The organism is Arthrobacter sp. DMZ02-1R (genome assembly GCF_057747935.1).
On record NZ_CM173230.1, the window covers coordinates 2962863 to 2983331 of the forward strand.

The 20469-nt window shown below is 63.8% G+C and carries 19 protein-coding genes; 12 read left to right on the forward strand and 7 right to left on the reverse strand.

What is annotated here, in order from left to right; translation table 11 throughout:
- Nucleotides 1-319: 319 nt before the first annotated feature.
- Nucleotides 320-1357: a cell division protein ZapE gene (zapE, locus tag AC3ANQ_RS14295; protein WP_488301652.1), complete on the reverse strand. Its 1038-nt coding sequence runs from the start codon at nucleotides 1355-1357 to the stop codon at nucleotides 320-322.
- A 208-nt stretch (nucleotides 1358-1565) separates the two neighbouring features.
- Here zapE and AC3ANQ_RS14300 point away from each other — a divergent pair, with 208 nt between their 5' ends.
- From AC3ANQ_RS14300 to ybaK, 3 genes are all read left to right on the forward strand, one after another.
- Complete coding sequence (locus AC3ANQ_RS14300) at nucleotides 1566-2489, forward strand: sulfurtransferase (protein WP_488301653.1); 924 nt, start codon at nucleotides 1566-1568, stop codon at nucleotides 2487-2489.
- A gap of 76 nt (nucleotides 2490-2565) precedes the next feature.
- A complete protein-coding gene (locus AC3ANQ_RS14305; RefSeq protein ID WP_488301654.1) occupies nucleotides 2566-3021 on the forward strand; it encodes a SufE family protein in 456 nt (151 codons plus the stop codon).
- Nucleotides 3022-3039: 18 nt separating this feature from the next.
- Nucleotides 3040-3531, forward strand: a complete 492-nt coding sequence (gene ybaK / locus AC3ANQ_RS14310; protein ID WP_488301655.1) for a Cys-tRNA(Pro) deacylase — start codon at nucleotides 3040-3042, stop codon at nucleotides 3529-3531.
- A 44-nt stretch (nucleotides 3532-3575) separates the two neighbouring features.
- On the opposite strand, the gene AC3ANQ_RS14315 is transcribed toward ybaK, so the two are convergent.
- Nucleotides 3576-4826, reverse strand: a complete 1251-nt coding sequence (locus AC3ANQ_RS14315; protein ID WP_488301656.1) for an alpha/beta hydrolase family protein — start codon at nucleotides 4824-4826, stop codon at nucleotides 3576-3578.
- 154 nt (nucleotides 4827-4980) lie between these two features.
- Here AC3ANQ_RS14315 and AC3ANQ_RS14320 point away from each other — a divergent pair, with 154 nt between their 5' ends.
- The 9 genes from AC3ANQ_RS14320 (at nucleotide 4981) to AC3ANQ_RS14360 (ending at nucleotide 15313) form a co-directional block, all read left to right on the forward strand.
- Nucleotides 4981-5472, forward strand: a complete 492-nt coding sequence (locus tag AC3ANQ_RS14320) for a hypothetical protein (protein ID WP_488301657.1) — start codon at nucleotides 4981-4983, stop codon at nucleotides 5470-5472.
- A 13-nt stretch (nucleotides 5473-5485) separates the two neighbouring features.
- Entirely contained in the window at nucleotides 5486-5977 is a 492-nt protein-coding gene (gene msrB, locus AC3ANQ_RS14325) for a peptide-methionine (R)-S-oxide reductase MsrB (RefSeq protein ID WP_488301658.1), read from the forward strand.
- 188 nt (nucleotides 5978-6165) lie between these two features.
- Nucleotides 6166-7536: a DUF6421 family protein gene (locus AC3ANQ_RS14330; protein WP_488301659.1), complete on the forward strand. Its 1371-nt coding sequence runs from the start codon at nucleotides 6166-6168 to the stop codon at nucleotides 7534-7536.
- Entirely contained in the window at nucleotides 7536-8267 is a 732-nt protein-coding gene (locus AC3ANQ_RS14335; RefSeq protein WP_488301660.1) for an SDR family NAD(P)-dependent oxidoreductase, read from the forward strand. The genes AC3ANQ_RS14330 and AC3ANQ_RS14335 overlap by 1 nt, the downstream gene beginning before the upstream one ends.
- Before the next feature lie 9 nt (nucleotides 8268-8276).
- Nucleotides 8277-9389, forward strand: a complete 1113-nt coding sequence (locus AC3ANQ_RS14340) for a threonine aldolase family protein (RefSeq protein ID WP_488301661.1) — start codon at nucleotides 8277-8279, stop codon at nucleotides 9387-9389.
- Between the two features lie 61 nt (nucleotides 9390-9450).
- Complete coding sequence (locus AC3ANQ_RS14345; protein WP_488301662.1) at nucleotides 9451-10116, forward strand: DUF3000 domain-containing protein; 666 nt, start codon at nucleotides 9451-9453, stop codon at nucleotides 10114-10116.
- Nucleotides 10117-10183: 67 nt separating this feature from the next.
- The gene (locus tag AC3ANQ_RS14350; protein ID WP_488301663.1) at nucleotides 10184-11572 is read left to right on the forward strand and encodes an HRDC domain-containing protein; all 1389 of its coding nucleotides are present in this window, start codon (nucleotides 10184-10186) and stop codon (nucleotides 11570-11572) included.
- 310 nt (nucleotides 11573-11882) lie between these two features.
- Nucleotides 11883-13166 carry a thiolase family protein gene (locus AC3ANQ_RS14355; RefSeq protein WP_488301664.1) on the forward strand — a complete coding sequence of 428 codons (1284 nt, stop codon included), beginning with the start codon at nucleotides 11883-11885 and terminating at the stop codon, nucleotides 13164-13166.
- Nucleotides 13163-15313 carry a 3-hydroxyacyl-CoA dehydrogenase NAD-binding domain-containing protein gene (locus tag AC3ANQ_RS14360; protein WP_488301665.1) on the forward strand — a complete coding sequence of 717 codons (2151 nt, stop codon included), beginning with the start codon at nucleotides 13163-13165 and terminating at the stop codon, nucleotides 15311-15313. The genes AC3ANQ_RS14355 and AC3ANQ_RS14360 overlap by 4 nt, the downstream gene beginning before the upstream one ends.
- Here AC3ANQ_RS14360 and AC3ANQ_RS14365 read toward each other — a convergent pair whose 3' ends face one another.
- The 5 genes from AC3ANQ_RS14365 to dxs all read right to left on the reverse strand — a co-directional run bounded on the left by AC3ANQ_RS14365 (nucleotide 15314) and on the right by dxs (nucleotide 20349).
- The gene (locus tag AC3ANQ_RS14365) at nucleotides 15314-16411 is read right to left on the reverse strand and encodes a nucleoside hydrolase (RefSeq protein ID WP_488301666.1); all 1098 of its coding nucleotides are present in this window, start codon (nucleotides 16409-16411) and stop codon (nucleotides 15314-15316) included.
- 10 nt (nucleotides 16412-16421) lie between these two features.
- On the reverse strand, nucleotides 16422-17399 hold the full coding sequence (locus AC3ANQ_RS14370; RefSeq protein ID WP_488301667.1) for an aldo/keto reductase: 978 nt from the start codon (nucleotides 17397-17399) through the stop codon (nucleotides 16422-16424).
- Nucleotides 17400-17450: 51 nt separating this feature from the next.
- Entirely contained in the window at nucleotides 17451-17666 is a 216-nt protein-coding gene (locus AC3ANQ_RS14375) for a helix-hairpin-helix domain-containing protein (RefSeq protein ID WP_488301668.1), read from the reverse strand.
- Between the two features lie 30 nt (nucleotides 17667-17696).
- The gene (locus AC3ANQ_RS14380) at nucleotides 17697-18257 is read right to left on the reverse strand and encodes a hypothetical protein (protein ID WP_488301669.1); all 561 of its coding nucleotides are present in this window, start codon (nucleotides 18255-18257) and stop codon (nucleotides 17697-17699) included.
- A gap of 118 nt (nucleotides 18258-18375) precedes the next feature.
- Entirely contained in the window at nucleotides 18376-20349 is a 1974-nt protein-coding gene (gene dxs / locus AC3ANQ_RS14385) for a 1-deoxy-D-xylulose-5-phosphate synthase (protein ID WP_488301670.1), read from the reverse strand.
- Nucleotides 20350-20469 lie beyond the last annotated feature (120 nt).

A 20469-nucleotide genomic window follows, 5' to 3' on the forward strand; every position in this document is an offset into this window, starting at 1 on the left:
AAGGTTCAGGACCTCATTGGTGGCAAAGAAGAAGCCATCAAGGACGGCATCGAATAGGCCGGCAATTTCATCGCCGACTAGATGCGGTTCATCGAGCCGCTTCCGATTTCGTGGGCAACCTCGACGGGGACGCTGACAAGGCTTCGACCTAGACAGCAGCCTCCACTAATGAGGCTCCGTAGCCGGTTTCACCGGCCCGAGCTCCCGAATACAGTTACGTCAACGGGGCACCGGTCCCGCCGCGAGGCGCCGCCGGTGCCCTTGGCGTTTAACCGTTACCGCCTCGGCCGGGGAGGCTCGGCTCCGGTAAGCCCGCTCCCTAGGAGGGCTCGTGGTTTTGGCCCTCACGCGCCAGGGCGGTCAGACGGGACACTGCGCGGAAGTATTTCTTCATGTATCCGCCGGTCATCATCTCCTCGGTGAAGAGCTTGTCGAAAGGCACGCCGCTGGCAAGGATCGGGACGTCCTTGTCGTACAAACGGTCGGCCAGCACCACGAAGCGCAGGGCAACAGCTTGCTCGGTGATGGTTTCCACATCCCGCCAGACGACGGCATCGATTCCTGCGATCAGCTTGCGATAGCGGCTGGGGTGGACACCGGCAAGATGGTCGATCAAGCCGCGGAAGTCGTCTACGGCCACGGTCTGCCCATCGAATTCGGCGTGCATCTGACGCTTGAGGTCCTCGGTCTTCAGCGGTGCCGGCGCAGCGGGCAATCCGCGGTGCCGGAAATCTTCGCCGTCGATCCTCACAACATCGAACTGGTCGGCGAGGACCTGAATCTCCCGCTGGAAGTCGACAGCGGCAAATCGTCCCTCGCCCAGTGAACCCGGCAAAGTGTTGGACGTGGCCGCGAGCTTGACACCGGCGTCGGCGAGTTCACGCATGAGGCGGGACATCAGTACAGTGTCGCCTGGATCGTCGAGCTCGAACTCGTCAATGCACACCAGCTTGTAGCTGCTCAAAGCCTCCACGGTCTTGCGGAAGGACAGGGCGCCCACCAGGTTGGTGTACTCCACGAACGTTCCGAAGGCCTTCGGCCCCGGAGCCGAGTGCCACAGGGAAGCCAGCAGGTGGGTCTTTCCGACGCCGAATCCGCCGTCGAGGTAGATGCCCGCCCGGCCGTTGACCTTCTTGCCGAAAAGCCGCTTGAACAGCCCGTCGCCGTCCCCGGCTCCTACTGTCGCCCCAAACGCCTCGAGGGCCTTGACTGCCGCCGCTTGGCTCGGCTGGTTAGGATCCGGCCGGTAACTGTTGAAGGACACCTCTCCGAACCGTGGCGAAGGGTAGAAGCCCTTGAGAATCTCATCCACTGAGACCGCCGGGGTGCGCGCGGCGAGCTGTTCGATCTGTACCAAGACGGTCCGTTCTTCGTGTCGTAAGTCCCCAGCAAGAATACCGGCAATGCCATGGCCGGGGCGGACACGTGATGAAGGCCATATTTCACCATATGAACGGGGTAGAGCTTTCCTCCCCTACCCTCGATAATGTGGGATCAATGCCGGGCACGTCCTATCGCCCGGCGCCGCCCGGTGTCAGTGAAAGTGTCAGTGAAAGGCCATACCAATGTCCTACCCCGTTGAGCAGAACGAGAAGTTCGCCGCGTACGCCCACCCCGAGCGCCTGGTGTCCACCGAGTGGCTCGCCGCAGCCATTGAAGGCGGTGCGCTCGGCGACGGCAAGCTGGTGGTTGTCGAATCCGACGAAGACGTCCTCCTGTACGAAACCGGCCACATCCCGGGCGCAGTCAAGATTGATTGGCACACGGACCTGAACGACCAAGTCACCCGCGACTACGTTGACGGTGAAGCATTCGCAGTGCTGGCCGCCGCCAAGGGAATCTCACGCGACACCACCGTGGTGATCTACGGCGACAAGTCCAATTGGTGGGCCGCCTATGCCCTCTGGGTTTTCACCCTCTTCGGCCACGAAGACGTCCGGCTCCTCGACGGTGGCCGGGACAAGTGGATCGCCGAAGGCCGCGACATCACCACCGATGTCCCTCAGCCCACCCCGAGCGAGTACCCCGTGGTGGAACGGAACGACGCCCCGATCCGCGCATTCAAGGATGACGTCCTGGCTCACTTTGGAAAGCCGCTGATCGACGTCCGCTCCCCCGAGGAATACACGGGCCAGCGCACGCACATGCCGGCCTACCCCGAAGAAGGCGCCCTGCGCGGCGGCCACATTCCCACCGCGGCTTCCATCCCGTGGGCACGCGCCGCGGCCGAGGACGGCACGTACCGCAACCGCACGGAACTTGAGGCTCTCTACCTCGACGAGGCCGGACTCACCGAGGGCGACGACGTCGTGGCGTACTGCCGCATTGGCGAGCGTTCCAGCCACACCTGGTTCGCCCTGAAGTACCTGCTCGGCTTCGAAACTGTCCGCAACTACGACGGTTCGTGGACCGAATGGGGCAATGCCGTCCGCGTCCCGATCGTCAAGGGCGCCGAACGGGGCGCCGTCCCTGTACTTGCCGGAAAGTAGTTCCGACGTCTCCGGTCCGGCACCATATTGAAGTAACGGGCGCCGGACCGGCCCTGACTTGCGTAAGCTAGAAGTGATGAGTACCAATACCTTGCCCGCCGCATTGGCGGAAATTGTCGATGACTTCCAGGCGCTGACCGAGCCGGACCGCTTGCAGTTGTTGCTTGAGTTCTCGCGTGGACTCCCGGCCCTGCCGGATCGGCTGCTGGACCACCCCGAGCTCCTGGAGCAAGTGGTGGAGTGCCAGTCGCCACTTTTCCTGACCATTGAACAGGAAAAGAACCCCGACGGCGTGGCTTACCGTTTGTTCTTCAAGGCACCGCCGGAAGCGCCAACCACGCGTGGTTTTGCTGGTGTCCTGCACGAAGGCCTGGACGGATTGACGGCCGCGGAGATCCTGGCCGTCCCAGATGACATGCCCGAACTGCTGGGCCTCACCCGGGCCATCACGCCATTGCGGATGCGCGGCATGACCGCCATGTTGGGGCGCATCAAGCGCAAGGTCGCCGCGGCGGACCGCTTGCTGTCCTGATCCGGGATACCACCGAGAATGGCCAAGAAACAGGCTTCACAGGGAACGCCGGCCACAGCCGTACTGGCTGCGGCCGGCGTTCCTTTCACCCTGCACCCGTACGCGCACGATCCGTCGGTGGCCAGCTACGGACTTGAGGCGGCCGAGGTCCTGGGAATCGATCCCAGCCGGGTGTTCAAGACCTTGATGGTGGACGTCGAAGGCAAGCTTGCAGTGGGCATCGTTCCGGTCAGTGGAAGCCTTGATCTCAAGGCGATCGCCGCCGCACTCGGATCGAAGAAGGCCACCATGGCCGATCCCAAAGCGGCTGAGCGACGCACCGGCTACATACTCGGCGGGATTTCGCCGCTTGGCCAACGCCAGTCTTCACCCACGGTGCTCGACGAATCCGCATTAGCCTTCGGGACAGTCCTTGTTTCCGGTGGACGGCGCGGCCTGGACATCGAACTGGACCCTGCGGACCTGATCCGGCTCACGCACGCCCGGACTGCCCCGATCGGGAGCCACTAGCAAACGCTCGGCCACCCACAGGCGCCCGGGCTCCCGGCTGCAGGTCAAACGGACGCCGGCCCGCCCCGTGGCGCGAGCCTCGGCGCCAACCACGAGCGCACCAGCCGCTCCCACTTCTGCGGATCCACATTCCACTCTTTGGTGTGTCGGGCTCCTTCAAAGGCTTCAAAAGTAACCATCTCCGGATTCTTTTCGGCGAGACTGGCCGAAGGTCCGTACGGAACGTACTCATCGTCCACACTGTGGATCACCAACGTCGGCGTCCGAAGTTCGACGGCGCGCGAATCCCAGTCCATTGCTTTCAAATCAACAGGGGCCGCCAGGCCGGTGATACGTCGGCCAAGAGGGTGTGCCAACATCAGCTGCCCGTAGCGACCCACCGCGTAGGGAATCCTGTTGATTTGTGCGTGGTGCGCAAGGACGTTGACCCAATTGATCACCGGCGCGTCCAAAACCATGGCCCTGATGACATGGCGATGGTGGGAAAGGTCGGCCGTCTGCAGGCAGATTGCACCGCCCATCGACCACCCGAACAGGACCACCTCGTCCGCTCCACGGGCGAGTGCGTACTCAATGGCGGCATCGACGTCGCGCCATTCTGTAGACCCCAGGCCGTAACGCCCGTCCGGGGCAGACGGTGCCAAGCCGTCGTTCCGGTAGGAAACCAGCAGGCTGTCGAGTCCGAGTTCGCGCGCGCTGCGCACTGCACGCAGGCCTTCGAGGCGCGTAGCACCACGGCCATGGACCATGATGGCCCATAACTTCGCGGGCTTCCCCGCTCCGGAAGGGATCAACCATGCCGGGGCTTGGCCGCCCTCAACGTCAATCTGTACCTCTTCGAAGTCCAAGCCAAGTGCCGCCGGGGAGTTGTAGACAGCACCGCTCCACCATCCACGACGGGCCGTACTCAGGTCCCCGCTGTAGACTTCCTCGACTTCGCGCTGCACGGTGCGCTCTGCGGGCGAATATGACACGATCCGGCCGATCCGCGCGAACCCTGTCCCCCCGGCAAAAAGGAGGCTGAACACTCCGTCGATAGTGGTGTCCGGGGTAGCTGCGAGGATGATCTGAAGTCCGTTGTCGCCGCGCACCACCGCCAGCACTTCCTGATCCGGCTCGCGTACTGAAGGGGTGATGACGCGCCGGGCGAAATAGGCTGCGAGCGCCGAAGATCCCGCGCCCAGCAGGCCCGCAATACCGCTTCCAGCAATGATCCCCCCGACAGCCCATTTGGCGGGGACAGACATTTTCGCACCGTTCACTACGGCCGGGGCAGGTGGGGTCTTGGATGCCATGTGACCATTGTCCCCTTTGCGGCGCTGTCACTTGAACCGCACCAACTGTCAGCGTTGCGTCCCGGCCGGCACAGCCGCCGCGACGCCACCCCGAGAACAGAATTGCCGGTGCGAATCCGTGCCACCTTGTGCGCCTCAGGTCTACGCTGTAGCCATGAGTGATCCAATCGTCATCCTTACCGAAGAGCCGCTCGGCCCGGACGACCGCGCCAATATTGCCAAACTGCTCGACGGCGGCGACTCGCCCCTGGTGGTCCTGGTGCCGGCGAACACCGAAAGGCATCTGCTGGTCGACTTCCTCGAAAGCCTTTCAATGCTCGAAGTAGCCAAAGCCTTCCGGGACCTCGTCGCGGAGGCACCGGATCCCCAGTCGGAGCGGGCGCAGGCTGCGGAGGCCTTGTCGGCGTCGCTCGCTACCTTGGAGGGGCTAGGTGGCGGGGTAACAGGTGAAATCGTCGACGGCGGTGCGGTTGCCGGCCTGGTTTCCAAGGTCAAGGCGCTGAATGCGGCACAGGCAGTGGTGGTCACGCGCCCACACGCTATTGCCGATACTTTCCACACAGATTGGGCGAACAAGGCCCAGGACCAGTTGGGCCTGCCCGTGCTGCATCTTTACGCGGGCTCGGGATTTATCGGTGACTCGTGAACGTTGAGAGAACATGAGCACTGCAGATAACAGGAAGTACTTCCAAGCTGCGGACCCCTTGGCCGGGGTCCCTCTCCAGGAAGTCCCGAAGGACGGGCAATGCGTGGAGAAAACCGAGGCGGAGTGGCGCGAAGAGCTGACCCCCGAAGAGTTCAGGGTCCTGCGCCAGGCCGGTACGGAACGCCCGTATACGGGTGAATATTGGGACACACATACCGCCGGCGTGTACCAATGCCGGGCCTGCGGCGCGGAACTTTTCACCAGTAACGAGAAATTCGATTCGCATTGCGGTTGGCCGTCGTTCTGGGCACCTCTCGCCGATGGCACTGTCCGGTACATCCATGACCGTACTTTGGGCATGGAACGCGTAGAGGTTCGCTGCGCCAATTGCGATTCTCACTTGGGCCACGTTTTCGAGGGCGAGGGCTACGGTACGCCGACTGACCAGCGGTACTGCATAAATTCCGTTTCGCTCAAGCTCGTCGAGGCCCCCACACCGCAGTAACGTCGGGCACAGTGCAGTAAGGCACCGGCGGTCCCCACGGCCAGCCCTCCCCGGGCTGGATCTTCCGGGGGCCGTCGGAACCACTTGCACAAGAGTTTCTTATGCTCGAGCGACTTTTGAATTAGTGACTCTGACCGCTTGCTACGCTCACCTCAGAACAACATTTCTTGAGGAAGGCACCGTCGACGATGACCACCACCACCGCTACCACCGCCCGTCCGCGCATCACGTCTGACAACCGGGACTGGATCTCCCTGAAGACCGCAGCCACTGCCCTCCAGGCGTTCCAGAGCCAGGACGGGTCCATCCAGGATTCCGCGCACCACCAGGCTGCCCGGGAGTACACAGCCGCCATCATCGAGGCCATCAAGAGCCTGGCTCCCGCATTCCCCCACGACTCTGCCTACCTTGAACTCTTGGTCACGGATTTCGGTCGTTGGGCCGATGCCGGTTTTGGAGTCCCGGACTTCCTCGACTCCCTCTTGGCCTTCAAGCCCCAGGAACACCGCGAAGACGGGCTCCAGCACCTCGTCGTGTTCCCCATGTACACGCAGAACGGCAGCACGAGCCGCCTCGTGGAAGCTGTCCTGATCGAGGTGATCTGGCCTGAGTTCATCGGCGCATTGGAAGCCGGCGACTACTCCAACAAGCTGTTCGTGCCTATCCGGTTCCTGGACTTCACCCCCGGCTACAACACCAATTCGGCCGTGCTGTTTCCGGAGACCGTCTCCGTGAGGCAAACGCCTGCCTTCACGTGGGGCGCCATCTTCGCCGATCGCGAGGCAGCGCGCTTCCGCCGCGTCCTCAAGGCAGCCGCGGCAACAACATCGCTTGAGCTGCCAGCAGATGCAGCAGAGCTGTTGGATGACCAGGAGCTCACGCAGCGGACGTTCGTCATGTGGGACCTGATCCATGACCGTACCCACATGCGCGGCGACCTCCCATTCGACCCGTTCATGATCAAGCAGCGGATGCCGTTCTTCCTCTATTCGCTCGAAGAGCTCCGCTGCGACCTGACAGCCTTCCGTGAATCCGTCCGGATCGAGAAGGATGAGGAAGCTTCCCCTGACGCCCGACGCCATGCGAAGCTCGTCCAGTACGCCGTGATCTTCGACCGTATTTTCCGCTTCGCCATCACGGGCAACCGGGTCCGCAACTACGACGGCCTCGGTGGCCAGCTCCTCTTCGCCTGGATGCACCAGCACCACGTCCTGCACTGGACCGACAGCAAGCTCAGCATCGACTGGGACGAGGCCGCCGCCGTCGTCGTCGAGCTCGGGGCCCGGATCGAGGAACTGTACTGGCGTTCCATCGACCGTCCCAAGGCTGCCCACTGGCTCGCGGCGTATAAGCTCATTTCCGGTACGGTCACTCCCCACCCGGCTTCGGTCTGGGCGAAGGGCCCTGAGGCACTGCCACTCGACGGGCCGCCCCGCGGCCTCACCGACCAGGTCCTCGACGACGAATTCCCCCTGTCCATGTTCTACGAAGCGCTGGAGAAGAAAATGCGTCCAATCATCGAGTCAACCAGCGGCATCACCGGAATGACCGCAGCCTGATGGCCGAGGAACCGCTGACCGTCGTCGTCACTGGTGGCAGCAACTCTTCCGGCATCGCAGTCGCCCGCGCCTTCGCGGCCGCCGGGCACCGGGTCTTCACCATCGGTTCGGATCAGGCCCGTATCAACGCTGCGGCGGCTGAAGCGGGCGACGGCGTCGTCCCCCTCGTCTGCGATCTTTCCAATCTGGAGTCCGTACGGGAGCTCGCCTCGAAAATCCACGGGAGCACGGAAGGGATCGACGGCGTCGTCCACCTTGTGGGCGGGTGGCGAGGTGCCAAAGGTATCGAAGACCAGCCCGACGAGGACTGGGATGCCCTTGAACAGAGTGCCATCACCACGCTGAGGAACGTTTCTCGGATCTTCTTCAAGGATCTTGAGGCCTCCCCCCGGGGACGCTTCGCCATGGTGAGTTCGACGGCGGTCGCCGCACCTACTGCCGGAGCCGCGAGCTACGCGGCGGCCAAGGCAGCTGCAGAGACGTGGACCCTGGCCGTGGCCGACGGATTCCACCGCGCCCAGGCGGGCAACAAGGACGAACCGACGGATCAGCACAGCGCTGCCGTCGTCTTTGTGGTCAAGGCATTGCTGGACGCGGCGACGCGGAGGGAACATCCCGGGCGGAAATTCCCCGGATACACGGACGTAGAGGACCTGGCGGCGGCCGCCGTCGGGCTCTTCGACAAGCCGGCAGCGGAACTGAACGGACAGCGCCTCCTCCTGGCCAAATAGACTGAAAGCGTGAATGAACAAGTGACGAGCACTACTGAAGAATTCCCGGCTGCCCTGAACACGGAAGCCGCAGGGCGCCTCCACGATCCCTCCGTCCGCGGCTTCGCCTCGGACAACTACTCCGGAGTCCACCCTGAAATCCTGGCGGCCCTGGCAGCAGCAAACGGCGGCCACCAGGTCTCCTACGGTGAGGACCAGTACACGGAACGCCTCCAGGAAGTCATGGAGCAGCACTTCGGCTCAGGGATCGAGTGTTTCCCCGTGTTCAACGGCACTGGGGCCAATGTCTTGTCCCTGCAATCCCTGCTGCCGCGCTGGGGTGCCGTCATCTGCGCCTCGACCGCCCACATCAACATGGACGAAAACGGTGCCCCCGAGCGCGTTGGCGGCATCAAGCTCCTCCAGGTCCCCACCCCGGACGGCAAGCTGACTCCCGAGCTGATCGACCGCGAGGCCTGGGGCTGGGGCGACGAGCATCGTGCGCAGCCGCTTGCGGTCTCCATCACTCAGACCACTGAACTCGGCACCTGCTACACTCCCGAAGAAATTCGGGCGATCGCCGACCATATCCACGCCAAGGGCATGAAGCTGCACATGGACGGTGCCCGTCTCGCCAATGCCGCCGCCCACCTAGGCGTGCCGCTGCGGACCTTTACCCGCGACGCCGGCGTGGACATTTTGTCCTTCGGAGGGACCAAGAACGGGTTGCTGTTCGGCGAGGTGGTGGTTGCACTGAACCCGGAGGCCGCTCATGGGCTGAAGTTCCTCCGCAAGATGAACATGCAGCTGGCCTCAAAGATGCGCTTCATTTCGGTCCAGTTCATCGCGCTCCTGGAGTCCGGGCTGTGGCTGCGCTCGGCGGAGCACGCTAACGCCATGGCCGCCCGGCTGCGTGCCGCGGTAGATTCCATCGACGGTGTGGAGCCCACGCAGGCCACCGAGTCCAACGGGGTTTTCGCAGTGCTTCCGGCCGGCGTCGCCGACCGTCTCCGTTCCTCCTTCAAGTTCTACGACTGGAACGAAGCGAACCGCGAAGTGCGCTGGATGTGTTCTTTTGACACCACGGAAGAGGACATCGATTCCTTCGTTGCCGCAATCAAGCGCGAGCTGGCCTCGGCGTAGGCCATTGGACGGGGCGGCGTGGCTTCAAGCTTTCACCGCCCCGGACGCATAATCTGCGAAGGTGAACGCACTCGCACAGGTTCCCGCGGATTTCTTGCATGCGTTGGGAACGCTACGAAAAGCACAGTGCCGGAGTGAGCTGCGGCTCGCGGAGATTCCGGCGCCCTCCCGCTTGGCCCCCTATGCCGTGGCTTTGGGGGCAGAAGTCTTCAGTCGCTCGACGCGTCCTGGCCGAACCCCTGTCCATGGCCCCGCGGCCATGGCATTTTCCAGCGAGAACACCCCAGGCTCCTCCGGCACGGCCGACGACGAAGACGATGAACTCGCGACAGGCAGGTTCATCCTCCTCCACGATCCGGACGGCTCGGCAGTGTGGGACGGGGAATTCCGGATCGTCACCTACATCAGGGCCCAGCTGGAAGCCGACATGGGCAACGATCCGATGCTCGGTTCCGTGGCCTGGACGTGGCTCGTGGACGCTCTCGAGAGCCATTCGGCCCAGTACAGGGCGGCAGGAGGAACAGCCACGCGCATCCTGTCCGAGAGCTTCGGCACCTTGGCCGAAAGGCCGGAAACCATCGACATCGAACTCCGCGCCTCGTGGACACCGGCGTCTTCCGATGCCCAAGCACACTTGGAGGCGTGGTGCGACATGGTGTGCACATTCGCGGGACTCCCTCCCCTGCCTCCCGGCGTCACACCGTTGCCAAATAGGCGGCTCACATGAAAACCGTGGGAGCCCATTGGAACCCCGGCCGTACCGGCCCGAACAGAGTCGGTAAACTGAAGGCACCATGACCCCTGAAAATCTGGAACCCACCACAGCCGGCGCCCCGGCTGCTGATCCCACCCCACACATCACGGTGGACGGCTTTGAGGGCCGGATACCCGAAATCATCGATCTTGATGCCCCACGGGAGGGCGTACCCCTTGTCATCGACACCATCTCCGGCCTGGAGCGGTGCGCCGCCGCCATCGCCGCAGGAACCGGCCCCGCCGGGGTCGACGCAGAGCGTGCCTCCGGCTTCCGTTACGGACAACGCGCCTTCCTGGTACAGATCCGGCGTGACGGCGCAGGTACCTGGCTGATCGACCCCGAGCCCTTCGATGACCTGAAGATCATCAACGAAGCGCTCAGCGGCGTCGAGTGGATCCTGCATGCCGCGACACAGGATCTTCCGTGCCTGGCCGAACTCGGCATGTGGCCGGACAAGCTCTTCGATACCGAACTCGCCGCACGGCTTGCCGGACTGCCCCGAGTCGGTCTCGCAGCCGTCATCGAGCAGCTGCTGGGCTTTGGCCTCGCCAAGGAACATTCAGCGGCCGACTGGTCCACCCGGCCCCTCCCCGAACCATGGCTGCGATACGCGGCCCTCGACGTCGAGGTCCTCGCCGAGCTACGCGAAGAACTTATCGAACTCCTGGAAGCGGATGGCAAGCTCGAATTCGCCGAACAGGAATTCGCCGGCATCCTCGCGGCAGGGCTCCCGGCCCCTCGGGTCGATCCTTGGCGCAAGACCTCCGGCCTGCACCAGATCCGTGATCGCCGCCAACTGGCAGCCGTGCGCGAGCTGTGGCATGAGCGGGACCAGCTGGCACGCAAGCGGGATGTTGCTCCGAGCCGCCTGATTCCCGATTCAGCCTTGGTCGCCGCCGCAAAGGCCATGCCCGCCACCGTTCCGCAGCTGCTGGCCACCAAGGGCTTCCATGGACGGGCCGCACAGCGGGAAGCACCGCGCTGGCTGCGCTGCATTGCCGCTGTAAGGAATACCGAAGATCTTCCCCCGCTGCATCTTCCAACCAATGCTCCCCCGCCACCGCGCGTCTGGACGGACCGTGACCCCGAAGCCGCAGCGCGCCTCGGGACTGCCCGGCCAAGACTTCAGGCAGGCGCCGACGAGCTCAAACTTCCCGTGGAGAACCTGCTCACTCCGGATTACATGCGGCGCGTGCTGTGGCGGCCGCCGTCGGACATCACAGTCGAGTCCGTAGCGGAAGAGCTGCGCACCCTCGGTGCCCGGGAATGGCAAATCGCTATCACGGCACCGATCCTCACCGAGGCCTCATTGAATCCGCAACCGCTCCCGCCTAAGGAACCCAAAGAGCCGCGGAACCCGGTCCCGAAGTCCCAGGACCAAAGCCAAGACAACAACCGAGACCGGCAGGAGAGTGCAGGTTCCTGATCAACTTGCCCGCCGAGGGCCCGGAAGGCCCGCCGCCGGACCGAATGGTCCGGAGGCGGGCCTTTTCCGTCCCCTTGCGACGCACGCTCACATATCAGGCCCTTCGGCATGACGCTCGATCATAAGCGCTCCTGCCGGGTGCATTCGGTGAGTGATGTGAGCGAGGATCCGCCGAGGAGGCGTCATATATGAGCGAGCACCGGAAACAGCCCGCCTTGCGCGCTAAGTTACCCGCGAGTAACATAGCCGTAATCGACACCGACCGCCCCACGCGGGCGTCCGGCATCCATGTCTCAAAGAGGAGCCACACATGAGCCATACCGGGAATAGCGCCAGGCCGCGGGCAGTCCGCGAGGTCGTCTTCGTGGACGGCGTCCGGACGCCCTTCGGCAAAGCGGGCGAAAAGGGGATCTATGCAGGCACCCGTGCCGACGACCTCGTGGTCAAATGCATCCGCGAACTGATGCGACGCAATCCGGCTTTGCCTGCCGATCGGGTTGACGAAGTCGCCATCGCCGCCACCACACAGACCGGCGACCAGGGCCTGACCATCGGACGCACCGCCGCACTTCTGGCTGGCCTCCCCCGCAGCGTGCCTGGCTTTGCCATCGACCGCATGTGTGCCGGGGCAATGACCGCTGTCACGACGACGGCGAGCGGCATCGGTTTCGGCGCATACGACGTCGTGATTGCCGGCGGCGTAGAGCACATGGGCAACCACCCCATGGGGTCCGGCGCCGATCCGAACCCGCGGTTCCTGTCCGAGAGGATCGTTGATCCAGCTGCGCTGAACATGGGCAACACGGCCGAGAACCTTCACGACCGCTTCCCCGCGATCACCAAAGAGCGCACTGACACCTACGCGGCGGCATCCCAAGCGAAACTTGCGGCCGCCTACGGCAAGGGCCAGATCCAGCCGGACCTGGTCCCTGTCGCCACGATGAAGCCGGGACAAGGCTGGACAGTGAACAGTGTTGACGAGCCGCCGCGCCCGGGGACCACAGTGCACGATCTCGCGGAGCTGCGCACACCGTTCCGGGCCCACGGCCGCGTCACCGCGGGAAATGCCGCTGGTTTGAACGACGGAGCGACGGCGGCACTCCTGGCCTCGGCCGAGGCCGCCGAAGAACTCGGCCTGTCGGTGAAGATGCGGTTGCTCTCCTATGCGTTCGCGGGCGTCGAACCCGAGGTCATGGGTATTGGACCGGTCCCGGCCACCGAGAAAGCCCTCAAGAACGCCGGACTCGGCATCGAGGACATCGGCTTGTTTGAGATCAACGAGGCCTTCGCTGTGCAGGTACTGAGTTTCCTCGACCACTTCGGAATCGCCGACGACGACCCCCGCGTGAACCGCTACGGCGGGGCTATCGCCGTCGGGCACCCCCTGGCGTCCTCTGGCGTCCGGCTCATGAACCAGTTGGCGCGCCAGTTCGAAGAAGACCCGTCAGTCCGTTACGGCATCACCACAATGTGCATTGGCTTGGGCATGGGCGCCACAGTGATCTGGGAGAATCCACATCACCCCAACTACAGAGACCACGACGGCGCCACAGAGACCTCCGCTGTCACCGAAACCAAGGGAGCCGCAGCATGAGCGCCGCCGAATTCCAGAAACTGGCCGGACTTTTCCCGGATGAGACCGTGACCCACTCCTACGTCCAGGACATCGAACTTCCCGGCAACGCAGGAACTTTCGCCCTGATCACCCTGGACAACGGACTGGACCACTCCAAACCCACCACTCTTGGACCCAATACCCTTGTGGAGCTCGGCACGGTCCTCGAAGGACTCGAGGGGCGCGCTGCGCGCGGCGAGATCGTCGGCGTCGGCGTCACGGGGAAGCCGTACTTCCTCGTGGCCGGCGCGGATCTCTCCGCGGTCAAGCAGCTGGAAGAGCGGGACCACGGCCTGTGGATGGCACAGCTGGGCCATGACGTCTACGCGACACTCGCCGATCTGGGTGTCCCGAGCTTTGCCTTCATCAATGGGCTCGCCCTGGGTGGCGGCCTCGAAATCGCCCTCCAGTCCACCTACCGCACGGTCTCCACCGGCGCCGGCGCTCTCGGCTTGCCTGAAGCGTTCCTCGGGCTTGTCCCGGGTTGGGGCGGCGTCTACATCCTGCCGCGCCTCATCGGCCCTGAAAACGCCGTCAAGGTCATGATCGAGAACCCGCTCAGCAACAACCGGACACTCACCGGACCCCAGGCTTTCCAGCTCGGTATTGCCGATGCAATCTTCGAGCCCGCGGATTTCGTAGAACAATCCATCGCCTGGGCAGCGAAAGTGATTGCCGGCGAGACCGTCCCGGAACGTGGCAATTCCGTGGATCCGGCGGATCCGACCGTTGCCGAACGCTGGGCTGGAGCCGTGGCGGCAGGGCGTGCGTTCGTGGAAGCCAAGACCTCGAACGCCTCGCCGGCACCCGCGAAGGTGCTGGATATCCTCGAGGCCAACCGCACCATGAGCAAAGCCGAATCCGCAGCCTTGGAATGCGAGACGCTAGCCGACTTGATGCAGACGGACGAGTTCCGTTCCACTGTTTACGCTTTCCTGGACCTCGTGCAGAAACGGTCCAAGCGGCCTGCCGGCGCACCGGACCGCAAGCTCGCGCGCCCGGTGACGAAGATCGGCGTCGTGGGTGCCGGGCTGATGGCGAGCCAGCTCGCCCTGCTGTTCGCGCGGCAGCTCAAGGTGCCCGTTGTCCTGACGGACATCGACCAAGAGCGCGTGGACAAAGGTGTCGCCTACGTCCACTCCGAGGTGGACAAGCTGCTCGCCAAGAAGCGGATCAGCTCCGACGCCGCCAACCGGACCAAAGCCCTCGTCAGCGGCTCCGTTTCCAAAGAGGCCTTCGCCGACGCCGACTTCGTCATCGAAGCCGTGTTCGAGGAACTCAACATCAAGAAGCAGGTGTTCGCCGAAATGGAGGCGATCGTCTCCCCCGAGTGCATCCTTGCCACCAACACTTCCTCGCTTTCCGTGACTGCGATGGCTGAAGGCCTCCAGCACCCGGAGCGCTTGGTCGGTTTCCACTTCTTCAACCCGGTTGCGGTGATGCCGCTTCTGGAGATCGTGCGCGCTCCAAAGACCGACGACGCCGTCCTGGCCACCGCTTTCGAACTCGCCAAGGGCTTGAAGAAGACGGCCGTTTTGGTCAAGGACGCCGCCGCATTCGTGGTCAACCGGATCCTGCTGCGGCTCATGGGCGAAGTTATCGCCGCCTTTGATGAAGGAACCCCGGCAGAAGTTGCCGATTCGGCGTTGCGTCCCATGGGCCTGCCGATGAGTCCGTTCACCCTCAGCGCGATGGTGGGCCTTCCAGTTGCCCAGCACGTCCAGGAATCGCTGCACGCAGCCTTTGGCGAGCGTTTTGCCGTATCCCAGAACCTGCAGAAGTTGGTTGACAATGGTGTGAAGTCACTCTGGGTCCCCGGCCCCGAAGGGAAGCCGGTCATCCCTGCAGAGACGCTGGCGCTCATGTCCTTCGGCACCGAGCCGTCCACGGCCGAGGAAGTACTGCGCCGAACCCAGGACGCCCTCGCCGAGGAAATCGGATTCATGCTCGCCGAAGGCGTGGTGGCTGGACCGGAAGACATCGACCTTTGTGTGATCCTCGGTGCCGGCTGGCCGATGTTCCTCGGCGGGATCACGCCTTATCTGGACCGCGTGGGCTCTTCCGAGCGTGTCAACGGCAAACGCTTCCTGGCTTCTGGAATTGCTTCTAAGCCGGCCGCCGTCTAGCTAACCGGCCTCGGGGGCGTTCCTGTCGTATCGGTGTCCCAGCCTACGGCCTAAGCCGCCCAGTGAGCGTACCAATTCGGCAAAAGCCTCCTCTGGATGGTTCTCCGAGACGATGCGCGCATTGGGCCGCTCACCCCAGAGCCCGCGAAAATCCGCCACGGTGGTCCCGATGAGCCTGGGGGCAGCGGTCTCGACGTGCACGGTGGCGGTGCGAGTGCGAATTCGGGCGGTCCCGGCGGCGACGGACGCGGCGAAGTAATCGTGGATGTGCGCCACGTAGCCCTGGTCGTAGCGGCGGTGGAACTCGAAGTAGAAGCGCAGCATGTCACTGACATGCCGCACGAGTTCATTGGAAGCGGTGCTGCGCCGCCCTTCCGGCTGATCCGGCAGGACAAGTTCAGGCTCCATGCAGCCTGCCTCCACGGCCAAGGCGGCCACGTGTTCGGGTTTCATCTCGATCCGCTCGGTGGTTTCCAGGGCGCACACCACCGGCAACCGATCCTCAGGGAGTCCGGAGAAGGCAGCGAACACTTCGGCCGCGGCGTGAGGATCAACGTGCGTGTTCCACTCCGCGGTGGGAGTCGTATTGCCTTGGTAGTAATAACTACCGCCCATGATCGCGACGCCACGCAGCAGCTCCGGCAGCCGCGGTTCGGCACGCAGGGCAAGTGCGAAGTTGGTGAGCGGCGCTGTCAGCAGCGCAGTCAGCTCCCCCGGCCGTGCCCGCGCGGCTTCCACCCAGAGTTCGACGGCGTCGCGACCGTGCACCTTCCCCTGCGGTTCCGGAAGCTCGGCGTAGCCGATGCCATGGGGACCGTGCGTTTCGGGCGTCGTGACCAGCGGGATCCGCAGCGGCGCCCGGGCACCGATGGCAACGGGCACCTCAGGGCGGCCGCACAGCTCGAGCAAAGACAGGTTGTTGCGCGCAACCTGTTCCGCAGCGACGTTGCCTGGGGTGCAGCTTACGGCCACGAGTTCCACATGTGGCTGGCTGCACAGGTAGGCCAGCGCCAGGGCGTCGTCGATTCCCGTGTCACAGTCCACCAGCAAGCTCACGGGCTCCCTGAAGCCAGCCACGGGCGTCGGATCCTCCCTCACGGCGAATTCCTCAGAAAAGGGCAATCTTGGGTGAACGCGGGAAGATGTCATCCAATTCGGCCCGCTCTTCCGGCGTCGGCACCCAGCGCACCGCTTTCGCATTTTCTGCGATTTGCTCGGGGCGTGTAGCTCCTGCAATGACGCTGCTGACGGCAGGCTGGGCGGCCAGCCAGGAGAACGCCAGCTGCAGTTCGCTCAGGCCCCTTTCCTTGGCGAATTGGCTGAAGCGGCCCAACTGGACCCAATCGGCGTCGTTGACCAAGTTGGTCCTTGTGTGGCTGAGGCGCGAACCCTCCGGGGCACTTCCTGGCGCATACTTGCCGGTGAGGAGGCCGTTTGCCAGAGGGAAATACGGCAGGACACCGAGCCCAAAGGCCTGGGCGGCCGGCAGCACTTCGAGTTCCGCGCGGCGGTCCAGGAGGTTGTAGTGGTTCTGAGTTGAAATGAACCGGGTACCGCCTTGCATCCGGGCGACGTATTCAGCTTCGGCGATTTGCCAGCCGGCACGGTTGGAGTGGCCGATGTACCGGACCTTGCCGCTCGTGACGAGGTCATCGAGGGCCGCGAGGGTCTCCTCCACAGGGGTGAGCGGATCCGGGGTGTGGTACTGGTACAGGTCAATCCAGTCGGTGCCAAGGCGGCGCAGTGACGCCTCCGCGGCCTGGATGATGTAGCGTCGTGATCCCCGGGCACCGAAGTCGTTGCCGTTGGCGCCGTGCATGTCCATGCCGAACTTCGTGGCCACGATGGCGTCGTCCCGCCGGCCTTTCAGGGCGGCGCCCAGCATGGTCTCGCTGAGGCCAGGCTCGCGGCCGTAGGTGTCGGCAACGTCGAAAAGGGTGACGCCGGCATCCAAAGCGGCATGCACCACCGCGTTGGTGCCCTCTTGCGATTCCGTGGCTGTATTGGCCCGCCCGAGGTTGTTGCACCCCAAACCAACTACTGAGACGGTCAATCCGGAATTTCCAAGGCGGCGATATTCAGTCATGATTTCACCCTACAATGCCGCGGAGGACGGCTGGCCACTAGTTTTGGCCACTCAGGATCCGAACGCGATGCCTGCCTCTTCCATCGCGTCGTGCAACTGGGCCATGACCTTCGGACCCATGCCGTGCAAAGCTGCCACCTGCAGCTCACCGAACTCGGCGAGCTGCTCCAAAGTTTCCAGCCCTTCGTGGGCAAGTGCCCTGCGTGCCGGAGCGGACAAGCCCTTCGGCAGCGGAGTGTGCCCGGGCCAGTTGCTCTTGGGCGCCATAGTTGTCCCTTCCAAGCGGTGGTGTGGTCCTTAGAAAGTAAAGCCCGCGCCGGTTTTCGGCGAGTGTTTTACTCTGAAGGAGGTAGGTTCGGCGTGGGGTGCCGCCGCGATGCTCAGCTTGGTGAAGTCGAGGTCTTCCCCGCGGATACAGACCTTGATTGCGTTGACGGCCTTGTTGACATCCGGGCACAGGCAATAAATGTTTAGCTTCGCCTCGCCGATTTCGGAACGGTCCACGGTCCCGAGGCCCCGCCAGGCCAGCTCGCTGGTCAGGGCAGCCTTGGCCTTTCGTTCAAGGTAGCGGTCCCGCTCGGTGCCATCCTTCGTCTTCAGCGCGATCTGGGCGACCACCCAGAACTGCTCAGTCTCCGGGATCTCCGCGTAGCCATCCTCTTCGCATTGCGCAGCAAAAGCCGCCATGAGTCCTTCGACGGCGGCCTCGTCCTCGACGTCGGATTCGTCAGTGCTGCTCTGGTGCCCGACGACTCCGTGGTTGATGACAAGCTGCTTGAATTCGTCGTCGTACCAGGCCTCCCGGAAATGCAGGACTGCTTCGTCGTCGCGCTTGTAGGTGCGAATAATGCCGGTCATGCCCGTCCTTTTCTGAACCAGTCGACGCAGGTACTGCTGGGGCCTGCGCGGTCGAAAGGTGCCTGCTTATTGAATACCGCTTGTAAAGCACCGCATTCTCACCGCGATGCGTCCCCGGTCAAAGCTTGGGCAGGCTGCCTGTGGTGGGGTGTTCCTGTCCTGGTAGGGGGCGCGCGAAAGGTACCTTTGTCCCCAGAACCTGCGCGACGACGTCGTGCGTTATCTGTTGGGCCGTAAGCCCGACGCGCTCAAGCACTTGGCTTCTGGTTCCATGGTCGAGGAATTCGACCGGAAGTCCCACCTCGTTGAGGGCAGTGTCCACGCCCGCCGCACGCATCTCCTGCCGGATCCGGGAACCGACGCCACCCGCACGCACGCCGTCTTCGATGCAGATCACCAATCGGTGCCGGGCGGCGAGGGCAATGATGGACTTGCGAACCGGCAGGACCCAGCGCGGATCCACCACTGTTGAACTGATGCCTTGGGAACCGAGCCGGGATGCGACGTCAAGGGCGAGCTCGGACATGGCGCCGACGCTGACAATCAGGACGTCGTTCTCGGTGGAGCCTTCGGGGCGGCGCGCCAGCACATCGACGCCGTCGGAAAGCCGTTCGATCGCTTCGATCTCGCTTCCAACGCTCCCCTTGGAGAAGCGCACCACGCTGGGCGCGTCGGCGATCGCGACGGCCTCGCGGAGCTCTTCGCGCAGGCGGCTGGCATCGCGCGGAGCCGCGAGATGAAGCCCCGGAACAATCTGGACCATGGCCATGTCCCACATGCCGTGGTGGCTGGCGCCGTCCGGGCCGGTCACGCCGGCGCGGTCCAGGACAACCGTGACTCCGGCCTTGTGAAGGGCAACGTCCATGAGGAGCTGATCGAAAGCGCGGTTAAGGAAGGTGGCGTACACGGCGACTACCGGGTGCAGTCCCCCGAAAGCCATGCCCGCGGCCGAGGTGAGGGCGTGCTGTTCGGCGATGCCGACGTCGATCACCCTTTCCGGATGCCGTTCGGCGAACTTGTGTAGGCCAACGGGGATCAGCATGGCCCCGGTGATGCCCACGATGTCTTTGCGTTCGTCGGCAATATCCGCGATTTCCTCGGCGAATACCGACGTCCAGGAGCGGGCCCCACCGGCCTCAGTTGGTTCGCCGGTCTCGGGGTCGATGATTCCGACAGCGTGGAACTGGTCTGCCTCATTGGCCAGGGCGGGCGCGTAACCATGGCCCTTTTCGGTCATGGCGTGAACGATCACCGGTCCGCCATAATTGCGGGCCGTGGTGAGCGCATGTTCGAGAGCACGCATGCTGTGGCCGTCGACGGGGCCTATGTACTTCATGCCGAGGTCTTCAAACATGCCTTGCGGGGCCCACCAATCCTTGATGCCCTTCTTCATGGCATGCAGGCTCTTGTAGGTGAACTGGCCGATCGGACCGCCGTTCTGCAGCTTCTTCTTCCACCAGTCCAACACAACCTCGTAGGTGGGGGCCGCGCGGAAGGAGTCAATCGTGGGACGCAGTGAAGCGAGGTAGTCTGCCAAGCCGCCGACTGTGGGGGCATAGGAGCGGCCGTTGTCGTTGACGACGATCACCACGCGGCGGCGTTTGTCCGCGGCAATATTGTTGATCGCTTCCCAAGCCATGCCGCCCGTCAGGGCGCCGTCACCCACGACGGCGACGACGCATCGATCGCCTTCCCCTGTCAATTGCCGGGCGCGGGAAATCCCGTCGGCCCAGGACAGGGATGATGAAGCGTGGGAACTCTCTACGATGTCGTGCTCGGACTCGCCGCGATCGGGGTACCCGGACATGCCGCCTTGCTGCCGGAGGGTGCTGAAGTCTTGCCGTCCCGTCAACAATTTGTGGACGTAGGACTGGTGGCCGGTGTCGAAGACGATGCTGTCGCGCGGTGAATCGAAGACCTTATGGATGGCCATGGTGAGTTCCACCACGCCAAGGTTCGGTCCGAGGTGTCCACCCGTTTGAGCGACGTTGGTGATGAGGAAAGTCCTGATCTCGCCGGCAAGCTGCTCCAACTGCTGGCTGGTGAGCTTGCCCAGGTCCTGCGGGTTCCGGATTGTCTCCAAAAGTCCCAACGGCCCCTCCTTAGGGTGATTGACGTGCTATACAACTCTAACGCCTTGGCCACTACGAAGCCGCCGGAAAGGCTACAGCCCCGGTTGGTCTATGACCATCCGGGGCTGTAGCCGCTGCCT